The organism is Enterobacter cloacae complex sp. 6730903 (assembly GCF_048283985.1).
Taxonomy (GTDB): Bacteria; Pseudomonadota; Gammaproteobacteria; order Enterobacterales; family Enterobacteriaceae; genus Enterobacter; species Enterobacter hormaechei_C.
The window spans coordinates 65,884-86,286 of record NZ_JBLVXX010000003.1; the positions used below are offsets into that span (position 1 = coordinate 65,884).

At 58.2% G+C, this 20,403-nt stretch carries 20 protein-coding genes; 13 read left to right on the top strand and 7 right to left on the bottom strand.

Annotation, left to right across the window (positions count from 1 at the left end):
• Positions 1-41: 41 nt before the first annotated feature.
• Positions 42-1,427, bottom strand: a complete 1,386-nt coding sequence (gene cysS / locus ACNQ0W_RS02245; protein ID WP_022650518.1) for a cysteine--tRNA ligase — start codon at positions 1,425-1,427, stop codon at positions 42-44.
• 175 nt (positions 1,428-1,602) lie between these two features.
• Here cysS and ppiB point away from each other — a divergent pair, with 175 nt between their 5' ends.
• The 5 genes from ppiB (at position 1,603) to mnmH (ending at position 5,671) form a co-directional block, all read left to right on the top strand.
• Entirely contained in the window at positions 1,603-2,097 is a 495-nt protein-coding gene (gene ppiB / locus ACNQ0W_RS02250) for a peptidylprolyl isomerase B (protein ID WP_000256009.1), read from the top strand.
• A 3-nt stretch (positions 2,098-2,100) separates the two neighbouring features.
• Entirely contained in the window at positions 2,101-2,823 is a 723-nt protein-coding gene (lpxH, locus tag ACNQ0W_RS02255; RefSeq protein WP_062932268.1) for a UDP-2,3-diacylglucosamine diphosphatase, read from the top strand.
• Between the two features lie 119 nt (positions 2,824-2,942).
• Positions 2,943-3,452: a 5-(carboxyamino)imidazole ribonucleotide mutase gene (gene purE, locus ACNQ0W_RS02260; protein WP_003858921.1), complete on the top strand. Its 510-nt coding sequence runs from the start codon at positions 2,943-2,945 to the stop codon at positions 3,450-3,452.
• On the top strand, positions 3,449-4,516 hold the full coding sequence (gene purK / locus ACNQ0W_RS02265; RefSeq protein WP_062932269.1) for a 5-(carboxyamino)imidazole ribonucleotide synthase: 1,068 nt from the start codon (positions 3,449-3,451) through the stop codon (positions 4,514-4,516). Before purE ends, purK begins: the two co-directional genes overlap by 4 nt.
• An 84-nt stretch (positions 4,517-4,600) precedes the next feature.
• Positions 4,601-5,671, top strand: coding sequence for a tRNA 2-selenouridine(34) synthase MnmH (gene mnmH, locus ACNQ0W_RS02270; RefSeq protein WP_062932270.1), 1,071 nt, complete (start codon positions 4,601-4,603; stop codon positions 5,669-5,671).
• A 90-nt stretch (positions 5,672-5,761) separates the two neighbouring features.
• Here mnmH and ACNQ0W_RS02275 read toward each other — a convergent pair whose 3' ends face one another.
• The 3 genes from ACNQ0W_RS02275 to ybbA all read right to left on the bottom strand — a co-directional run bounded on the left by ACNQ0W_RS02275 (position 5,762) and on the right by ybbA (position 10,187).
• A complete protein-coding gene (locus tag ACNQ0W_RS02275; RefSeq protein ID WP_017383228.1) occupies positions 5,762-6,907 on the bottom strand; it encodes a porin in 1,146 nt (381 codons plus the stop codon).
• Between the two features lie 182 nt (positions 6,908-7,089).
• Positions 7,090-9,504, bottom strand: coding sequence for a putative ABC transporter permease subunit YbbP (gene ybbP / locus ACNQ0W_RS02280; protein ID WP_062932271.1), 2,415 nt, complete (start codon positions 9,502-9,504; stop codon positions 7,090-7,092).
• Complete coding sequence (gene ybbA, locus ACNQ0W_RS02285; protein ID WP_062932272.1) at positions 9,501-10,187, bottom strand: putative ABC transporter ATP-binding protein YbbA; 687 nt, start codon at positions 10,185-10,187, stop codon at positions 9,501-9,503. Before ybbA ends, ybbP begins: the two co-directional genes overlap by 4 nt.
• Here ybbA and tesA point away from each other — a divergent pair.
• Genes tesA through ACNQ0W_RS02300 form a run of 3 tightly spaced genes read left to right on the top strand, consistent with a single transcriptional unit; the run spans position 10,158 to position 12,493 of the window.
• Positions 10,158-10,790 (top strand): multifunctional acyl-CoA thioesterase I/protease I/lysophospholipase L1, encoded by a 633-nt coding sequence (tesA, locus tag ACNQ0W_RS02290; protein WP_062932312.1) that lies wholly within the window; start codon positions 10,158-10,160, stop codon positions 10,788-10,790. The two genes, ybbA and tesA, sit on opposite strands and share 30 nt — an antisense overlap.
• Positions 10,771-11,580: an SDR family oxidoreductase gene (locus ACNQ0W_RS02295; protein ID WP_116329812.1), complete on the top strand. Its 810-nt coding sequence runs from the start codon at positions 10,771-10,773 to the stop codon at positions 11,578-11,580. The genes tesA and ACNQ0W_RS02295 overlap by 20 nt, the downstream gene beginning before the upstream one ends.
• 58 nt (positions 11,581-11,638) lie before the next feature.
• Complete coding sequence (locus tag ACNQ0W_RS02300; protein ID WP_003858935.1) at positions 11,639-12,493, top strand: co-chaperone YbbN; 855 nt, start codon at positions 11,639-11,641, stop codon at positions 12,491-12,493.
• Between the two features lie 51 nt (positions 12,494-12,544).
• On the opposite strand, the gene fetB is transcribed toward ACNQ0W_RS02300, so the two are convergent.
• Both fetB and fetA read right to left on the bottom strand, forming a co-directional pair.
• The gene (fetB, locus tag ACNQ0W_RS02305) at positions 12,545-13,327 is read right to left on the bottom strand and encodes an iron efflux ABC transporter permease subunit FetB (protein ID WP_017383223.1); all 783 of its coding nucleotides are present in this window, start codon (positions 13,325-13,327) and stop codon (positions 12,545-12,547) included.
• Positions 13,320-13,991, bottom strand: coding sequence for an iron efflux ABC transporter ATP-binding subunit FetA (gene fetA, locus ACNQ0W_RS02310; protein ID WP_015571235.1), 672 nt, complete (start codon positions 13,989-13,991; stop codon positions 13,320-13,322). The genes fetB and fetA overlap by 8 nt, the downstream gene beginning before the upstream one ends.
• A 142-nt stretch (positions 13,992-14,133) precedes the next feature.
• Here fetA and ACNQ0W_RS02315 point away from each other — a divergent pair, with 142 nt between their 5' ends.
• The 3 genes from ACNQ0W_RS02315 to ACNQ0W_RS02325 all read left to right on the top strand — a co-directional run bounded on the left by ACNQ0W_RS02315 (position 14,134) and on the right by ACNQ0W_RS02325 (position 16,506).
• Complete coding sequence (locus ACNQ0W_RS02315) at positions 14,134-14,988, top strand: hypothetical protein (protein ID WP_015571236.1); 855 nt, start codon at positions 14,134-14,136, stop codon at positions 14,986-14,988.
• Between the two features lie 154 nt (positions 14,989-15,142).
• Positions 15,143-16,057, top strand: a complete 915-nt coding sequence (locus ACNQ0W_RS02320; RefSeq protein WP_003858941.1) for an SPFH domain-containing protein — start codon at positions 15,143-15,145, stop codon at positions 16,055-16,057.
• The gene (locus ACNQ0W_RS02325) at positions 16,054-16,506 is read left to right on the top strand and encodes an NfeD family protein (protein ID WP_047051108.1); all 453 of its coding nucleotides are present in this window, start codon (positions 16,054-16,056) and stop codon (positions 16,504-16,506) included. The genes ACNQ0W_RS02320 and ACNQ0W_RS02325 overlap by 4 nt, the downstream gene beginning before the upstream one ends.
• Here ACNQ0W_RS02325 and cueR read toward each other — a convergent pair.
• Positions 16,503-16,913: a Cu(I)-responsive transcriptional regulator gene (gene cueR / locus ACNQ0W_RS02330; protein ID WP_017383222.1), complete on the bottom strand. Its 411-nt coding sequence runs from the start codon at positions 16,911-16,913 to the stop codon at positions 16,503-16,505. The genes ACNQ0W_RS02325 and cueR overlap by 4 nt on opposite strands.
• Before the next feature lie 108 nt (positions 16,914-17,021).
• Between cueR and copA the strand changes: the two genes are divergently transcribed.
• Entirely contained in the window at positions 17,022-19,520 is a 2,499-nt protein-coding gene (gene copA / locus ACNQ0W_RS02335; RefSeq protein ID WP_003858946.1) for a copper-exporting P-type ATPase CopA, read from the top strand.
• Positions 19,521-19,570: 50 nt separating this feature from the next.
• Positions 19,571-20,365, top strand: a complete 795-nt coding sequence (locus tag ACNQ0W_RS02340; RefSeq protein WP_062932274.1) for a TraB/GumN family protein — start codon at positions 19,571-19,573, stop codon at positions 20,363-20,365.
• The last annotated feature ends 38 nt before the right edge of the window (positions 20,366-20,403 follow it).

A 20,403-nucleotide genomic window follows, 5' to 3' on the forward strand; every position in this document is an offset into this window, starting at 1 on the left:
ATTCCCTCTCCCTGCGGGAGAGGGTTAGGGTGAGGGGAAAATTACTTACGACGCCAGGTGGTTCCCTGCGGGCCATCTTCCAGAATAATGCCCATCTCGGTCAGACGGTTACGCGCTGCATCCGCCGCCGCCCAGTCTTTCGCCTGACGCGCTTCCAGACGCGCTTTAATCAGTGCTTCAATTTCCGCTACTTCGCCGTCGTCCGCCTGCGCGCCGCTTTGCAGGAACACGTCCGGCTCCTGCTCCAGCAGGCCGAGCACGGAAGAGAGCTTACGCAGATGAGACGCTAGCGCATTGGCCGCCGCCATATCTTCTGACTTCAGGCGGTTCACCTCACGCGCCATGTCGAACAGCACGGAGTAGGCTTCCGGGGTGTTGAAGTCGTCGTTCATGACCTCAACAAAGCGGGCTTCGAACGCCTCGCCGCCTGCGGCCGGAACAGACTTGTCGGTGCCGCGCAGTGCGGTATACAGACGCTCCAGCGCAGCGCGCGCCTGCTTCAGGTTCTCTTCGCTGTAGTTCAGCTGGCTGCGATAGTGGCCAGACATCAGGAAGTAGCGCACGGTTTCCGCGTCGTAATACTTCAGCACGTCGCGCACGGTGAAGAAGTTACCCAGCGATTTCGACATCTTCTCGCGGTCAACCATCACCATCCCGGAGTGCATCCAGTAGTTCACGTACTCGCCGCCGTGGGCACAGGTGGACTGCGCGATTTCGTTTTCGTGGTGCGGGAACATCAGATCCGAACCGCCGCCGTGGATGTCGAAATGGTTGCCCAGCTGTTTGCAGTTCATCGCGGAACATTCAATGTGCCAGCCCGGACGCCCTTCGCCCCACGGGGAGGGCCAGCTCGGTTCGCCCGCTTTGGACATTTTCCACAGCACGAAGTCCATCGGATTACGCTTCACGTCCACCACGTCCACGCGCGCACCGGCCTGGAGCTGGTCCAGATCCTGGCGGGAAAGCGCACCGTAGGTTGGGTCCGTCGGCACCGAGAACATCACGTCGCCGTTGTCCGCCACATAGGCGTGACCGCGCTCGATCAGCTTTTGGGTGATATCAATGATTTCATGGATATGGTGGGTCGCACGCGGCTCGCTGTCCGGGCGCAGAATATTTAAGGCATCAAAATCCTTGTGCATTTCGGCGATCATGCGATCCACCAGCGCGACAAAGCTTTCGCCATTTTCATTAGCACGTTTAATGATTTTGTCGTCGATGTCGGTGATGTTGCGCACGTACTTCAGGTTGTAGCCCAGGAAGCGCAGGTAGCGTGACACCACGTCGAACGCGACAAAGGTACGGCCATGGCCGATATGACAGAGATCGTAAACCGTAATACCACACACGTACATGCCGACTTCCCCGGCATGGATAGGTTTAAATTCCTCTTTTTGGCGCGTCATTGTATTAAAGATTTTTAACATCGAAGATTCCATGTAAACACGTGTGTGGATTGTTTGTTCCTTATAATACCCATATTTCGGAGTACGGTCAGCACACAATGCAAGGTGATCGTGTCCTGTGGTTATGCTATAACAAGCCCCTATATGTGACCCGAGCACGGGTCGACGCACCACAATAACGGAACAGGATGCAAAAATGGTTACTTTCCACACTAATCATGGCGATATCGTAATCAAAACCTTTGATGACAAAGCGCCTGAAACAGTTAAAAACTTCCTGGACTACTGCCGCGAAGGTTTCTACAACAACACTATTTTCCACCGTGTGATCAACGGCTTTATGATCCAGGGCGGCGGTTTCGAGCCTGGCATGCGCCAGAAAGAGACGAAAGAAGCGATCAAAAACGAAGCGAACAACGGCCTGAAAAACACCCGTGGTACGCTGGCCATGGCCCGTACTCAGGCGCCACACTCTGCGACCGCACAGTTCTTCATCAACGTAGCGGACAACGACTTCCTGAACTTCTCTGGCGAAAGTCTGCAAGGCTGGGGCTACTGCGTATTCGCAGAAGTGGTTGAAGGGATGGACGTGGTCGACAAGATCAAAGCCGTTTCTACTGGCCGCAGCGGTATGCATCAGGACGTTCCTAAAGAAGACGTTGTGATCACAAGCGTGACCGTCAGCGAGTAATTCGTGGCGACACTCTTTATTGCGGATCTGCATCTGCAAACAGAAGAACCGGCGATCACCGCCGGTTTTCTGCGTTTTTTACACGGTGAAGCGAAAAGCGCCGACGCGCTGTACATTCTGGGCGACCTGTTTGAGGCCTGGATAGGCGACGACGATCCGAACCCGCTGCACCGTGAGATGGCTGCGGCCATTAAAGCGCTGGTGGATTCCGGCGTCCCCTGCTATTTCATTCACGGCAACCGTGATTTCCTGATCGGCCAGCGCTACGCCCGCGAGAGCGGTATGACGCTGCTGCCGGAAGAGCAGGTGCTAAACCTCTATGGCCGCAATATTCTGATCATGCACGGCGACACGCTCTGCACTGACGATACCGGCTACCTGGCGTTTCGAGCCAAAGTTCACACCCCGTGGATCCAGAAAGTGTTCCTCGCCCTGCCGCTGTTTATCCGCAACCGCATCGCCGCCAGAATGCGCGCGGGCAGCAAGGCCGCCAACAGCAGCAAATCGATGACCATCATGGACGTCAATCCGCAGGCGGTGGTGAACGTGATGGAGAAGCATCGCGTTCAGTGGCTGATCCACGGCCATACCCATCGTCCCGATGTACATTCCCTTATCGCCAACGGCGAGCCCGCCCATCGCGTGGTTTTAGGCGCCTGGCACAGCGAAGGATCGATGGTCAAAGTCACGCCGGAAGGTGTGGAACTGATCGCCTTCCCGTTTTAACGCCCCCCCGTCTTTTCGCTCATTTCCCGACCACGCAACCGTTTTCCTTGCCGGTATTACATGCTATTCTCTGTGCCCTCGAAAGCAGTGTGTTCCGCACCACAGGAGTTTTAAGACGCATGTCTTCCCGCAATAATCCGGCGCGTGTCGCCATCGTGATGGGGTCCAAAAGCGACTGGGCTACCATGCAGTTCGCCGCCGAAATCTTTGAAATCCTGAATGTTCCGCACCACGTCGAAGTGGTTTCCGCGCACCGTACGCCGGATAAACTGTTCAGCTTCGCCGAAAGCGCCGAAGAGAACGGTTACGAGGTGATCATTGCCGGTGCGGGCGGCGCAGCACATCTGCCGGGCATGATTGCCGCCAAAACGCTGGTGCCGGTATTGGGTGTTCCCGTGCAAAGCGCCGCGTTAAGCGGGGTGGATAGCCTTTACTCTATTGTCCAGATGCCGCGCGGTATTCCTGTCGGTACGCTGGCGATTGGTAAAGCGGGTGCGGCAAATGCCGCCCTGCTGGCCGCACAGATCCTGGCGACTCATGATAAAGAGTTACATCAGCGTCTGGCGGAGTGGCGTAAAGCCCAGACCGACGAGGTGCTGGATAACCCGGATCCGCGGGGTGCAGCATGAAGCAGGTTTGCGTTCTTGGTAATGGTCAGCTTGGCCGGATGCTGCGTCAGGCCGGTGAGCCGCTGGGTATTGCCGTCTGGCCCGTCGGGCTGGATGCCGAGCCGGAAGCCGTGCCGTTCCATCAGAGCGTGATCACCGCCGAAATTGAACGCTGGCCGGAAACCGCCCTGACCCGCGAGCTGGCGCGCCATAACGCCTTTGTAAACCGCGACGTCTTCCCGATCATTGCCGACCGTCTCACGCAAAAACAGCTTTTCGACAAGCTCGGCCTCGCGACCGCGCCGTGGCAGCTGCTTTCCGATAAGCACGAGTGGGATGACGTGTTTGCGATGCTGGGAGACCTGGCGATTGTGAAGCGTCGCGTCGGCGGCTACGACGGCCGCGGGCAGTGGCGCCTGCGCGCGAACGACACCGCCGAGCTGCCGGATGACTGCTACGGCGAGTGCATCGTTGAGCAGGGCATTAACTTCAGCGGTGAAGTGTCGCTGGTTGGCGCGCGCGGGCATGACGGGCACACCGTTTTTTACCCGCTAACGCATAACCTGCATCAGGACGGCATTCTGCGCACCAGCGTCGCCTTCCCGCACGCCAATGCTGACCAGCAGACGCAGGCGGAAGAGATGCTGTCTGCCATTATGCATGAGCTGGGCTATGTGGGCGTGATGGCGATGGAGTGTTTCGTCACGCCGTCGGGTCTGCTGATCAACGAACTTGCGCCGCGCGTGCACAACAGCGGCCACTGGACGCAAAACGGCGCCTCCATCAGCCAGTTCGAGCTGCACCTGCGCGCCATCACCGATCTGCCGCTGCCGCAGCCGGTGGTGACCAGCCCGTCGGTGATGATCAACCTGATCGGCACCGATCTGAACTACAACTGGCTGAAGCTGCCGCTGGTGCACCTGCACTGGTACGACAAAGAGGTGCGTCCGGGGCGTAAGGTCGGCCACCTGAACCTGAACGATACCGACACGGACCGCCTGAGCGCCACGCTGGAAGCGATTGTTCCCCTGCTGCCGCCAGAATATGCGAGCGGTATTGTCTGGGCGCAGTCAAAACTGAAGTAAGTATCCCCCGCCGGGGAGTTGACCTTCCCCTTCCCCGGCGTACAATCCCCGCCCATTGCTGCTCAGTTTTCTTCTGGAATCACCATGAACGATGGAACGGACTATCGCGCGATCCTCGCGTCCGATACCCCTTTAATCGACGTTCGCGCGCCGATCGAATTTGCCCAGGGTGCGATGCCCGCCGCACTCAACCTGCCCTTAATGAATGACGACGAGCGTGCCGCCGTCGGCACCTGCTATAAACGCCAGGGTCCGGACGCCGCGCTGGCGCTCGGTCATAGCCTGGTCAACGGCGAAACGCGAGAGGCGCGCATCAACGCCTGGCGGGAAGCCTGCCTGGCCCATCCTGAGGGCTACCTTTGCTGCGCGCGCGGTGGCCAGCGCTCACACATCTCCCAGGCCTGGCTGAAAGAGGCGGGCATCGACTACCCGCTGATCCGCGGCGGCTATAAGGCCCTGCGTCAGACGGCGATTCAGGTGACCATTGAGCAGTCACAAAAGCCGATGGTGCTTATCGGCGGCTGTACCGGTAACGGTAAAACGCTGCTGGTGAAGCAGCATGCGCAGGGCATCGATCTGGAAGGGCTGGCGCACCATCGCGGCTCGTCGTTTGGCCGCACGCTCACCCCGCAGCTTTCTCAGGCGAGCTTCGAGAATCACCTTGCGGCTGAGCTATTGAAAAAAGACGCCGCGCGCTGGGTGCTTGAAGACGAGGGCCGGATGATTGGCTCCAACCACCTGCCGGAGTGTCTGCGCGACCGCATGGCTGAAGCGCCTGTCGTGGTGGTCGAAGATCCGTTTGAGATCCGTCTTGAACGCCTGCGCGAAGAGTATTTCGACCACATGTGGGCCGACTTTTCTGCCGCCTGCGGTGAAGAGGCGGGCTGGAAAGCGTACAGCGAATATCTGCATCACGGCCTGTACGCCATTCGTCGCCGTCTGGGGCTACAGCGTTTTGCGGAATTTACCGCGCTGTTAGATTCCGCGCTGCTGGAACAACAACGCTCTGGAAGCACTGACGCGCACTTCAGCTGGCTTGTGCCGCTGCTGAAGGACTATTACGACCCGATGTACGGCTATCAGCTGGAGAAAAAGGCGGAGAAGATTGTGTATCGCGGGACGTACGAAGAAATTGCCGAGTGGCTTGATCGCTGAAAAATAAAGCCGGGTGGCGGCTACGCCTTACCCGGCCTACGCGTGCTTTTGTAGCCCCGGTAAGCGCAGCGCCACCGGGGAACAAACCACTTAGAAGTCGTAACGCAGACGCACCAGGTTCATGTCGCCCAGGTTGTCGGTGCTGGAGGTGAACACGTGTTCGTAATCCACGCGGAAACCGTAATCCAGCTGGAAGCTGATACCCACGCCGTTGTCGATGCGCTGGTAGTTACGGCCATTCACGTACTCGATACGGTCGCCCATGAAGTACGGCTGGATGGATTTCACCGCATACTGACCAACCGGGAACTTGTAACCCGCAAAGTATTCAATACCCCATGCATCACCGGCGAAGTAGTCGTTAACGGACACTTTTTTGGTGGTCAGGAAGTTCTGATACCAGCCGCCGCCTGCGGAGAAGGTCCAGTTATCCGGCGTCCAGCTCAGGGCGGTACCAAGGATGTTCTGGTCGTAGGATTTGCTGTCGCCGTTGTCCGGGTTACGCATGTCCGCGCGGGTGTAGTTCCACGCTGCGCCCCAGGTCAGATCGGTAGTCAGGTGATAATCGATACCCAGTGAACCGCCGCCTTTACGCTTGTAGCGCAGGCCGTTGCCCGGCAGGTATTCGCTGTCTTCAAACAGGTAAGAGGCGTAGATGTCAGCATCGCCCACGGTTTTCTTGTACTTCAGCATCTGGCGTGAACGGTAAGAGCCGTCATAGTCGCCGTTGATCCCGTTACCTGGCGCCTGACCAATCATGTCGTAGTCCCAGATGTCGGTTTTTGCGCCCACCACGTCATAGTACACGCTGTTCTGCTGGCCGAAGGTCAGCGTACCCCAGGTGTCGCTCTTCAGACCGGTGTAGAGCATACGACGAGAGGTGTCGTGCGCGCCGTCGGCATAGTGATGATCCCAGTTGAACTGCGCCGGAATGTTCACACCCAGCTCGTAGTAGCTGATCCAGCTGATGTCATCGAACAGGTAGTAGTCTGCCGCGAAACGGAAGCGGGTGCCGCCGTCAAAGCCGTTGCGCTTGTAGCTGTTTTTGCCGTCATCACCGGTCATATTCTGGAACTGAGGACGAATACTGCCGCCAACGGTGAAGTTCAGGCGGCTCAGCGGGTTACCCGCCTGCGGATCCTGTTTCAGAAGGGTGATTTCCGCCTGAGATGCGAATGAAGCCAATGCCACTGCTGCGCCGATCGTTGTCGCCAGCGCTGTTTTTCTTATAGTCATTCTTTTTCCTTGATAGACACGCTGCTAAATATTTAGCTGGTGAATATTAACCGGAAAAATTCGGGCTGTGTGGGCGGGTTTTTAATGTTTTGTGCTACTAAATGCATGGTCATTAACGATTTGTGCCGTTAAGCGATGACGCATCAGCAGAAATGCCGGTGCGTCATCATCACATCAGTAAACTAGCTGACAAACTGGCGGAATAGCGCTTTACCTTTCAACAGCCGGGTTCCGAGCCAGCCGCCGCACAGGGACAGCAGCACGGCGCCGCAGACGGGCAGCGTGAGCCACAGCCGCCAGTCGGGCTCCCACGGGAAGTCGAAGACCTTGCTCTGGAGTACCGCCAGCGCGGTTTCCGCCCCGATGGCCGCCACCAGTCCCGCCACCAGACCGAGCAGGGCAAATTCGCTCCACAGCGTGGCGCGCAGCAGCCGTTTACTGGCTCCCAGCGTGCGGTAGACCACCAGCTCCTGATGACGCTGACGCATGCCCACCTGCACCTGCGCCAGCAGCAACAGCACGCCGCAGACGGTCACCAGCACTACCATCACCTCCAGCGCGCGGCTCACCTGCTCCAGCACCTGCCCGACCTGTTTGAGGATCGCGCCGATATCCAGCAGGCTCACGGTCGGAAATTCCCGGTTAAGCTGCGTCAGCATGCCGTTGCCGTTTTCCCAGCGGAAGCTGGTGAGCCAGCTCTGCGGCTGTCCGTCCAGCGCACCCGGCGGGAAGATGAAGAAGAAGTTTGGCCGCAGGCTTTCCCAGTCCACTTTACGCAGGCTGGTGACTTTGGCGGTGAAGTCCTGGGTATCACCGGTGAAGGTCACGCTGTCGCCGAGCTTCACGTTCAGGCGTGTCGCCAGCCCCTCCTCCATCGACACTTCCCCCGCTTTCGGCGGCCAGGTGCCGGCAACGATCGGGTTATGGTCCGGACGTTTCGCCTGCCAGGTCAGGTTGAGTTCGCGATTGAGCGATTCATCCTTATTTCCCTCCGTCGACTGGCCGTTGATCTGCGTCAGGCGGGCGCGCACGATCGGATAGAACGATTCCGGAATAATGTGATGCTCAGACAGGAAACCCTTCAGCGGCGTCACCTGTTCGGGAGCAATGTTGATCAGGAAATAGTTCGGGCTTTCCGGCGGAAGCTGCTGCTGCCAGCGATCCAGCAGATCCCCGCGCAGCACCAGCAGAAGCGCCAGCAGCATAAACGACAGCGAAAATGCCGAGAGCTGGCTGAGGGTAGACCACGGCTGGTGCAGCAGGCGGTTAACCGCTAACCGTATGGGGAGTGATTTAACTGTCAGCTTTCTCAGGACATTAAGCAATATCCAGCCCACTACGCCGCACAGCAGCGCCAGCACCACCGCGCCCGCCAGCACCGCCCACAGCAGCGTGCTGCCGCCCATCAGCCAGGCCAACAGCCCGACCGCCACCGCAATAATCACCGGCAGGTAGAACTTCAGCGGCCAGACGCTGGCCACCACATCGCGGCGCAGCACGCGCAGCGGCTGGGTGGCGAGCAGCAGCCGGTACGGGCGTAGCCCCACCAGCAGGGAGATCGTCGTCATCGCGCCGATTGCCCACAGCCACGGCCAGAAGCTGGCAGGCGGTAATGCCGCGGGCAGTACCGGTTTGAGCAGCACCATCAGCAGCTTTTCAAACAGCAACCCTATCGCCCCGCCGGTCAGAGCCGACAGCGCCACCACCATCAGCCACTGGCCGACAATCAGCTTGCGCAGCTGCGCGCGGCCCGCGCCGAGGGTTTTGAGGATCGCCACCAGATCGTAACGGCTGCGGCAGTAGTGCCCCATCGCCACGGCAACCGCCGCAATGGCAAGCAGCAGGGTTAACAGCGCCGACAGCAGCAGGAACTGCTGGGAACGTTCGAGGGATTTGCCGAGCGCCCCGTCATCCTGCTCCAGCCCGTACCAGCGGTGTTCCGGCTTGAGCTGCGGCAGGAGCCATTTTTCGTACGCCTCCAGCTGCGCAGGCGTCCCGCCAAACTTATACCGCCAGGTGACACGGCTTCCCGGCTGGACGGCGTGGGTTTTCGCCACATCCGCGGTGTTCATCAGCAGGCGCGGCGCAAGCTGGAACGGATTAAATCCGGAGTCGGGCTCCTGCACCACTTCCCCGGCAATTTTGAGTGTCGCGTCGCCGACGTCGATACTGTCGCCGGGTTTCAGGTTAAGAAGCGCCATCAGTCGCGATGCCAGCAGGACCGTACCGGCCACCGGTTTTAGCCCCGGCGGGCTGGTTTGTAAGTCACCGTACATGGGGTAGATGTCATCCACGGCTTTTACGCTGGCAAGCTGCGGCGTGTCGCCCGCAAAGGTCATGGTCTGAAAGGTGATCTGCTCCCCTACCTTCAGCCCCTCTTTGCGCGCTTCCTCAATCCAGCCCGGCGGCACGGGGCGAGAACTTTGCAGAGCCCGGTCCCCGGCCATAAATTCCCGACTCTGCTGGCTAAGCCCTTTCTCCATACGATCGCTGACGCTGCCGAGCGCCAGCACGCAGGCCACCGCCAGGCTCAACGCCAGCCAGACAATCAGCAGCGAGGGCGAGCGCCACTCGCGCCAGAACCAGCGGGCAATCATGCTTCCTCCTGAAGAATACCGTTCACCAGCCGCAGGCGGCGGTCGCAGCGGGCGGCCAGCTGCGGGTCGTGGGTAACCAGAATCAGCGTGGTGCCGTGCTCGCGGTTGAGGGAAAACAGCAGATCGGCAATTTTGTCCCCGGTTTTACGGTCGAGATTGCCCGTTGGCTCATCGGCAAACAGCACTTCCGGGCGCCCGTTAAACGCCCGGGCCAGCGCCACGCGCTGCTGCTCACCGCCGGAAAGCTGTGTCGGAAGATGGTCGAGACGTTTGCCCAGCCCCAGCTGTTCCAGCAACGCCTTCGCGTGATCGCGGCTTTCACGGGTATTTTCACCGCGCAGCAGGCCGGGCAGCTCAACGTTTTCCAGCGCGTTCAGCGTCGGGATCAGCATGAATGACTGAAAGACAAACCCGATATGCCGGGCACGCAGCGCGGCGCGGGCCTCTTCATCAAGCGCGTGGAGGGGCTGGCCGACCAGGTTCACTTCCCCACTGCTGCCATCGTCCAGACCAGCGAGAATGGCCAGCAGCGTGGACTTACCGGAACCGGATTCACCAATCAGGGCGATGGTTTCGGCACGTTTGACAACGAGTTCAACTCCGGTGAGGATGGAAAGCTCGTGTTCTCCCTGACCGACGGACTTCTTAAGACGATGAACTTCAACAATGTTTTCCGCTGGCATTTGCCCTTCCTGTTTTTGATACTGATGACCTTCCGCGCGGCGGCTGCGGACACGTTATTGATTCTGGGCGACAGCCTGAGCGCGGGCTATCGTATGGCCGCCAGTGCGGCCTGGCCCGCCCTGCTCAATGATAAATGGCAGTCCCGGGCGTCTGTCGTGAACGGCAGCATCAGCGGCGATACGTCGCAGCAAGGCTTATCGCGCCTGCCTGCCCTGCTTAAGCAGCATCAACCGCGTTGGGTGCTTGTCGAACTGGGCGGTAATGATGGTTTGCGCGGCTTCCAGCCTCAGCAAACGGAGCAAACGCTGCGGACCATTTTGCAGACCATTAAGGCCGCCAATGCCCAGCCGCTGCTGATGCAAATTCGCCTGCCCGCTAACTACGGCCGTCGGTATAATGAGGCGTTTAGCGCGATCTATCCTAAGCTTGCCAAAGAGTTTGATATTCCGCTGCTGCCATTTTTCATGGAAGAGGTCTATCTGAAACCCCAGTGGATGCAGGATGATGGCATTCACCCCAATCGCGATGCCCAGCCGTTCATTGCCGACTGGATGGCAACCCGGCTGGCTCCTTTAGTAAAACATGACTCGTCAAACAGCTGAGAACCTGACAGGTAAAGTTATGCAAAAATCGGTCTTAATAACAGGATGTTCCAGCGGAATTGGCCTTGAAAGCGCCCTTGAACTGAAACGTCAGGGGTTTTGGGTGCTGGCAGCCTGCCGCAAATCCGAGGATGTCGAACGCATGCGAGGGCTGGGATTTACCGGCATTCTGCTGGATCTCGATTCGCCAGAGAGCGTGGAGCAGGCCGCCGATGAGGTTATCGCCCTGACCAACAACCGTCTTTACGGTCTGTTCAACAATGCGGGCTATGGCGTGTACGGCCCGCTACAGACTCTCTCACGGGAACAGCTGGAGCAGCAGTTCTCCGCAAACTTTTTCGGGGCGCATCAGCTTACCATGCGCCTTCTCCCGGCCATGCTGCCGCACGGCGAAGGGCGCATCGTGATGACCTCCTCAGTTATGGGCCTGATCTCCACGCCGGGCCGCGGGGCTTACGCCGCCAGTAAATATGCGCTTGAAGCCTGGTCCGATGCGTTGCGCATGGAGCTGCGCCACAGCGGTATTAAGGTCAGCCTGATTGAACCGGGCCCGATCCGCACCCGCTTTACGGAAAACGTTAACCAGACGCAGGCGGACAAACCGGTCGAAAATCCCGGTATCGCGGCGCGTTTTACGCTTGGGCCAGAAGCCGTCGTTGCCAAAGTGCGCCACGCGTTTGAGAGCGATACCCCTAAAATGCGCTATCCGGTCACGCTGGTGACCCATGCCGTCGGCTGGTTGAAACGCCTGCTGCCGGGGCGGATGATGGACAAAATTTTGCAGGGTTGAGTTGAAGCGACCACGCTTACCCCCATGTAAAGAGTAAACCGATAAAAGAGAATGCCGCATGTCCGTACAGAATATCGTCAACATAACTGAAGCTAACCTGCAACAGACGCTCGAACAGTCAATGACTAAACCGGTGCTGTTCTACTTCTGGTCTGAACGCAGCCAACACTGCCTGCAACTGACGCCGGTCCTGGAAAGCCTTGCCGCGCAGTACAACGGTCAGTTCATTCTGGCGAAGCTGGATTGTGACGCCGAACCAATGGTGGCTTCCCAGTTTGGCCTGCGCGCGATCCCCACCGTCTACCTGTTCCAGAACGGTCAGCCGGTGGATGGCTTCCAGGGGCCGCAGCCAGAAGAGGCGATCCGCGCCCTGCTGGATAAAGTCCTGCCGCGCGAAGAAGAGCTGAAAGCGCAGGAAGCCATGGCGCTGATGCAGGAAGGCAAGTACGACGAGGCGCTGCCGCTGTTAAAAGACGCGTGGCAGCTGTCGAACCAGAACAGCCAGATTGGTCTGCTGCTGGCAGAGACCCAGATTGCGCTGCACCGCCCTGAAGACGCGGAAGCCGTGCTGAAAACGGTGCCGATGCAGGATCAGGATACCCGTTATCAGGGTCTGGTGGCGCAGATTGATCTGCTGAAACAGGCGGCCGATACCCCTGAAATTCAGCAGCTTCAGCAGCAGGTTGCGGACAACCCGCAGGATGCCGCGCTGGCAAGCCAGCTGGCGCTTCAGCTTCATCAGGTGGGGCGTAACGAAGAGGCGCTGGAGCTGCTGTTTAGCCATCTTCAGAAGGACCTGGGCGCCGCAGACGGACAGGCGCGGAAGATGTTCCAGGAGATCCTGGCCGCGCTGGGTACCGGTGACGCGCTGGCGTCGAAATATCGTCGTCAGCTGTACGCGTTGCTCTACTAGCAAAAAAATGCCCGGTGGCGCTAACGCTTACCGGGCCTACAAAAGCCGATATTACCCCGTCTTTTTCAACTGCGTCACCACCAGCTGGTGGCGCGCGTTGTAAAACTTCCGATAGGTCAGGTAGCAGGCAATGATGGTGGACAGGCTCGCCGTAGAGAGCAGCATAAACGTCACCATAATCTGGTACTTAATCGCTTTTACCGGATCGATACCGGCAAAAATCAGCCCCGACATCATGCCCGGCAGGCTCACCAGACCCACCGTTTTGGCGGAATCCACCGTTGGGATCAGCGAAGAGCGAATGCTGTCGCGGATCAACCGCGCAGAGGCCACCTTCGGCGTCGCGCCCAGGCTTAGCTTCTCCTGAAGCTGCTGCTGTTCACTGCTGAACCGTTGCCCCAGATTGTTGTAGCACAACCCGACCGCCACCATCGCATTGCCCGCAATCATCCCGGAAATGGGGATCACCTGCATCGGCGTAAATTCTATCGAGCCGGAGAGTACCAGTACCGCCAGCGTTAACGCGGTCCCGGTAGTGATGGCGATCAACGACGAAATGAACGCTTTATCGATGTATTTACTGCGTTTCTGCGCGTTCCATGCCGCGTTAAAGCAGATAAACAGCACCATCAACAGGGTCAGCACGGCATGATTGACGTTGAAGATGTATTTCAGCACATAGCCGACGATGATGAGCTGAATGACCGCGCGGGCGATACTCCAAAGAATATCTTTTTCCAGCCCCAGCTTTTCCCGGTAGCTGACCACAATCGCCACCAGCACCAGGACCATCGACAGCGCCAGCGATTCGTTGGTTATGTTATGTTCACCCACGATGAGCCTCCTCCATTTTCCCGCCCTGCGGCCTGAGCGTGATGACATCATCCGCATGGGTAATTTCATTTGAATCATGCGTCACCCACAGCACGGCAATATTCTGCTCCCGGGCGTAGCGATGGATAATGTCATTGACGTTGCGCTTGTTAGCGTCATCCAGCGCGCTGGTGATTTCGTCCAGCAACAGCGCCTTCGGCAAGAATTGCAGGTTACGGATCAGCGAGACGCGCTGCTTTTCCCCTCCCGACAGTTCGGCGATCGATTTGGTCAGCGTCTCCGGCGAAAGCCCGAACCGGGTCAGATCGTCGGTAAACTTTTTTGGATCAGGCGTTTGGTTGCGGATGTGCCAAGGGAAAACCAGATTGTCGTACACCGTGTCGCCAAACAGGGACGGCGTTTGCACGCAGTATGACACCTGCTGGCGATAGCTTTCCGGTGAAAGCGTGGCGATATCTTTTCCTGCAAACAGGATGGTTCCCTCCGTTGGGCTCAGTAGCGAAGCCACGATTTTCAGGAGGGTGCTTTTGCCGCAGCCGGAGGGGCCAGTTATCAGTTTAAATTCGCCCGGAGAGAGACAAAAATCGACGTGCTGAAGGATGGTGTTATCACCCACACGAAAGCCAACATCCCTGATATCCAGAAGATTTTTTTTATTATTCATTCCGATTCCATTAACCGCTGTAATAAGAACAGCCTTTAGCATAATCCTTTCCGCTACGCAGCGCGAATAGCCTTAACCTATAGCAAGTGTTAAACTTTTTGCTCGCTAATTGTCACCTCTATAACTACAGGAAGTCAGCAACATGACACATATCTTTTATGAGTTCTCTTCCCTGAAGCCTGGTGTTCCTGATGTGGAAACATTAATGGAAGTCATCAATTCTTCTGAACTCACGCGTTTTGTCATGGGTGCAGAGGTGGTCGATTTTGTTAAGAAGGCGCTCATCGTTAACACCACAATCGGTAGCTTTAAAAACTGCTATTTTGCTTTCGATGATGGAGCTTACTTTCTCGAGTTTGACGGCAAGGGTAAATCCAGACGCTTTACTGAGGTGCCGGACTGGTTCGTTTCCCCTGCGGAATTTGCCCGCTCGCAATGGCTGATTAACCATGATCTGGCCGATGTGAAGGCGACGGCGTTTATTGACGTGCTGATGTCCTATCCGCTTAAAGAGCGCCGGGCGCACTGCAATCTGCTGTTTGGTCTGGATCTGCATAAGGTCAATGTGGTTCCGGCGCCTACAGCCCCTGCCGGAAAAATGGGCAATAAAAACGGAAAAACCACCAAGCCTCGCGTCACGGATCTCGGCTCTTTTGAGCTTTTTACCGCGTTCTTTGCGCGTATGAAAACCGCCGTCAATGCTAATGAATTCCCTACCCTACAGGTGCTGACCGGCCAGGAGGATCTTACAAAAGCGCCGCACAGCTTAAAGCAAGGGATCAGAACCTGGTTTAAGGCGATTACCGGCGATCTGCCGCCGAACAACAAACGTGTCGGGGCGGGCAATGCGGTATTGTTCTGCGCTCCCGTTCGCGAGCAGATCCAGCAGATAGAGGCCATCGGCCTGGAAAAATACTATCAGGGCTTATCAAAAGCCATCGCTGACGCCGGGGATGGGTTTATCACCGACTTCAGCTATACCTGGTCTGAAAAGTAACGTTTTGCGCCCCGCATTCCGAACGGGGCGTTTTATTTCTGCCAGTCCGGTTCCCACCTCTTTACAGGGGCGAAATCCTCTTCGTTAGCCGATATACTTACGTTCAACAAATACGCAGTTTTTCTCGTTACGGCATGCAAAACAGGAGGTTTTTATGCTCATCGTTGTTCCTGTCCTTATTTTCGTTGCGCTGGTTATCGTGGGCGCAGGCGTCAAAATTGTCCCGCAGGGTTACCAGTGGACCGTCGAACGCTTCGGTCGCTACACCAATACCCTTCAGCCGGGTTTAAGCCTGATCGTTCCTTTCATGGACAGAATTGGGCGCAAGATCAATATGATGGAGCAGGTGCTGGATATCCCTTCCCAGGAAGTCATCTCCAAGGATAACGCCAACGTCACCATCGATGCGGTGTGCTTTATTCAGGTGATTGATGCGCCGAAAGCGGCCTATGAGGTGAGCAACCTGGAGCTGGCGATCGTCAACCTGACCATGACCAACATCCGTACCGTGCTTGGCTCAATGGAGCTGGACGAAATGCTCTCCCAGCGTGACAGCATTAATACCCGCCTGCTGCACATTGTGGATGAAGCCACCAATCCGTGGGGGATCAAAGTGACCCGCATTGAGATCCGCGACGTGCGTCCACCGGCAGAGCTGATTGCTTCCATGAACGCGCAGATGAAGGCCGAGCGTACCAAGCGCGCCTATATTCTTGAAGCCGAAGGGGTGCGTCAGGCCGAGATCCTGAAAGCGGAAGGGGAAAAACAGTCGCAGATCCTGAAAGCCGAGGGCGATCGTCAGTCTGCCTTCCTCCAGGCGGAAGCGCGTGAACGTTCGGCAGAAGCGGAAGCCCGCGCAACGCAAATGGTTTCCGAGGCGATTGCCGCCGGGGATATTCAGGCCGTGAACTACTTCGTCGCACAAAAATATACCGATGCGCTGAAGGAGATCGGCTCCGCGAACAACAGCAAGGTGGTGATGATGCCGCTGGATGCCAGCAGCCTGATGGGATCTATCGCCGGAATTGCCGAACTGATCAAAGACGGCGGAAACGAGCGTAAAAAATGATTGAGCTCATCGTTGCACATCCTCATGCATTCTGGCTCAGCCTTGGCGGACTGCTGCTGGCCGCCGAGATGCTTGGCGGCAACGGTTATCTGCTGTGGAGCGGGGTTGCCGCGGTGATTACCGGGCTGGTCGTCTGGCTACTGCCTGTCGGCTGGGAGTGGCAGGGCGCGCTGTTTGCCGTGCTGACGCTGGTGGCCGCCTGGCTGTGGTGGCGCTGGCTGAACAAACGGGTGAAGGCGCAGAAGCCGGTCGACGCGCATCTCAACCAGCGTGGGCAGCAGATCGTGGGTAAGCGTTTTACGCTTGATAACGCGCTGATCAACGGACGCGGTCATATGCGCGTGGGGGACAGTTCGTGGCCGGTAGTGGCCGACGATGACCTCAGCGCCGGCACACGGGTTGAGGTCATTGCGGTGGAAGGCATTACCCTGCGGGTTAAAGCCTGTTAGGCATGGGTTTTACGGTGGCAGCAGCCGGAAAGATTGTCGATAATCGGGCACTCGGCGCTGTCATCTCCCGGGCAGGATTCTGCCAGCTGTAACAGTTGCTCACGCATCGCCTGTAATTCGATGATATGGCGTTCGATCTCCGCCACTTTTTCCAGCGTACGTTTTTTCACGTCGGCACTGTGGCGTTTCGGATCGTTAAACAGGTTAACCAGCTCGCCGCACTCTTCAAGGTTAAATCCTACCTGTCTTGCCTGGCGCAGTAACGTCAGTTCATCAAGATGCAGCTGCGTATAGCTGCGGTAGCCGTTCTCACTGCGCAACGGTGGCGTCACCAGCCCTTTTTCCTCATAAAAGCGAATCGCTTTGCTGGTTAAGCCGGTTTTTTTCGCAACATCGCTGATATTCACATTTCCCCCTTGACCTTCCCCTTGATGGAAGGTTTAACCTTCATAACAGTTAGCGAAAAGCAGAGTGAAGGTCAACAATTGACCAGAACATTATACGGGAGTTTTGTTATGTCTCACACTATTGACCTGACACTGGACGGCCTCTCCTGCGGCCACTGTGTCAAACGCGTTAAAGAAAGCCTGGAGCAGCGTCCTGACGTGGAAAGCGCTGAGGTGACTATCGATCATGCCGCCGTGACCGGCAGCGCCAGCGCCGACGCGCTGATTGATACCATTAAACAGGCCGGTTACGGGGCGGAGTTAAGCCACCCAAAGGCTAAACCGCTGGCAGAGTCATCATCCCCGTCGGAAGCACTGACAGCGGCCACTCCTGAGCTTCCGGTAGCTGATGACATTGATGACAGCCAACAGCTGCTGATCAACGGCATGAGCTGCGCCAGCTGCGTCTCCCGGGTACAAAACGCCTTACAGGCGGTACCGGGCGTCGCACAGGCACGGGTAAACCTGGCGGAGCGTACTGCGCTGGTGATGGGCAGCGCCTCCGCCGCAGAGTTAGTGCAGGCCGTGGAGAAAGCGGGCTACGGGGCGGAGGCCATCGAAGATGATGCCGAGCGCCGCGAGCGCCAGCAGGAAACGGCTGTCGCCACCATGAAGCGCTTCCGCTGGCAGGCGATCGTCGCCCTGCTGGTCGGTATTCCGGTGATGGTGTGGGGCATGATGGGTGACAACATGATGGTCACCGCAGACAACCGCACCCTGTGGCTGGTGATTGGTCTGATTACCCTTGCGGTAATGGTGTTTGCTGGCGGACATTTCTATACCAGCGCCTGGAAGAGCCTGAAAAACCGCACCGCGACGATGGACACGCTGGTCGCACTCGGTACCGGAGCCGCATGGCTCTATTCGATGAGCGTTAACGTCTGGCCGCAATGGTTCCCGATGGAGGCGCGCCATCTCTATTATGAAGCGAGTGCGATGATTATCGGTCTGATTAACTTAGGCCATATGCTCGAAGCCCGCGCGCGTCAGCGCTCGTCGAAAGCGCTGGAAAGATTACTCGATTTAACCCCGCCGACGGCCCGCGTGGTCACGGACGACGGGGAAAAAAGCGTTCCGCTCTCAGAGGTACAGCCGGGAATGACGCTGCGCCTGACCACCGGCGACCGCGTGCCCGTCGACGGTGAAATCACCCAGGGCGATGCCTGGCTGGATGAAGCGATGCTGACCGGCGAGCCGATACCCCAGCAGAAGTCTCAGGGCGATGCGGTGCATGCGGGTACGGTGGTACAGGACGGCAGCGTACTGTTCCGCGCCAGCGCGGTCGGAAGCCATACCACGCTGTCACGCATCATTCGCATGGTCCGCCAGGCGCAGAGCAGTAAGCCGGAGATTGGTCAGCTTGCCGATAAAATCTCCGCCATTTTTGTGCCGGTGGTCGTCGGTATTGCCCTGCTGAGCGCGGCGATATGGTATTTCTTCGGCCCGGCGCCGCAGATTGTCTACACCCTGGTGATCGCCACCACGGTGTTGATCATCGCCTGCCCTTGCGCCCTTGGCCTGGCCACGCCGATGTCGATTATCTCTGGCGTCGGACGCGCCGCCGAATTTGGCGTACTGGTCCGTGATGCTGACGCCCTGCAACGGGCAAGCACGCTGGACACCCTTGTCTTTGATAAAACCGGCACGCTCACCGAGGGCAAACCGCAGGTGGTGGCCGTCAGTACCGTTGGCTGTACGGAGACGGACGCCCTGCGCCTGGCCGCCGCGCTGGAACAAGGTTCGAGCCACCCGCTGGCGCGCGCCATCCTGGAGAAAGCCGGTGATGCCCGTCTGCCGCAGGTCAGTAACTTCCGCACCCTGCGCGGTTTAGGGGTCAGCGGTGAAGCTGAAGGCCATACGCTGCTGCTGGGTAACCAGGCACTGCTGACTGAACACGGCGTTGATACGTCCGCGCTGGACGCAGAGCTGAACGCGCAGGCTTCTCAGGGCGCGACGCCGGTTCTGCTGGCGAGGGATGGTCAGGTGGCGGCGCTGCTGGCCGTGCGTGATCCGTTACGCCAGGACAGCGTGGATGCCTTACAGCGCCTGCACCGCGCGGGCTATCGTCTGGTGATGTTAACCGGGGACAACCCGACCACCGCCAACGCCATTGCGAAAGAAGCCGGGATTGATGAGGTGATCGCGGGCGTGCTGCCGGACGGCAAAGCGGACGCCATCAAGAACCTGCAAAGTCAGGGTCGCCAGGTGGCGATGGTGGGCGACGGCATTAACGACGCCCCGGCGCTGGCGCAGGCTGACGTAGGCATTGCGATGGGCGGCGGGAGCGATGTCGCCATTGAAACCGCGGCGATCACCCTGATGCGCCACAGCCTGATGGGGGTGGCGGATGCGCTGGCGATTTCGAAAGCCACGTTGCGCAACATGAAGCAGAACCTGCTGGGGGCCTTCGTCTATAACTCGCTCGGCATTCCGATTGCCGCCGGGATCTTGTGGCCGCTGACCGGTACCCTGCTGAACCCGGTTGTTGCGGGTGCGGCGATGGCGCTCTCGTCAATTACCGTGGTGAGCAACGCTAACCGTCTGCTGCGGTTTAAACCGAAGGATTGAACCTTGTACCCGTACGCGCTAGCATGAACCTTTCCGGTCATGGAGCGCGTATGGGTCTGTTTAATCGTCTAAAAACATCGTTTCGCGCCCTCTTTCCTCGCCGTTATGCCTGGCCCGGTATGGATATTTCGCTTCCGGGCGGGCAGCATCTGCACCTGGTGGGAAGTATTCATATGGGCACGCAGGATATGTTCCCCCTGCCCTCCGGCCTGATTAAACTGCTGAAGCGCGCCGACGCGCTGATCGTCGAAGCCGACATCTCCGGCCATGAATCGCCGTTTGCCGGGCTGGAAAGCGATCTCCCCCTGGCGGAACGTCTTAACGAGACGCAGCTGGCTGAGCTTACCCGTCTTGCGGATGAGACCGGCGTCTCGCTCTCAATGCTCGACACTCTGCCCCTGTGGCAAATTGCCATGGTGCTACAGGCAACCCAGGCGCAGCGCCTGGGGCTGCGCGGCGATTACGGTATCGATTATCAACTGCTGAATGCGGCAAGGGCGCGCAACCTGTCCGTTATTGAACTGGAAGGCACGGACAGCCAGATTGCGCTCCTTCGCCAGCTTCCCGATGACGGCCTGATACTGCTGGATGATACCCTGACCCACTGGCACACCAACGCTCGTCTGCTGCAAACGATGATTGGCTGGTGGCTGGATGCGCCGCCCGCAGACGGTAAGCTGGCGTTACCGTCGACGTTCAGTGAATCGTTGTATGATGTGCTGATGAACGCGCGCAACCAGGCGTGGCGGGAGACGCTTTATGCCCTGCCTGCCGGTCGTTATGTTGTCGCGGTTGGCGCGTTGCATTTGTACGGAGAAGGGAATTTGCCGTCGCTGCTGAAATAAAAAAATGGCCAATATCTCTATTGGCCCGTCAAAGAGGA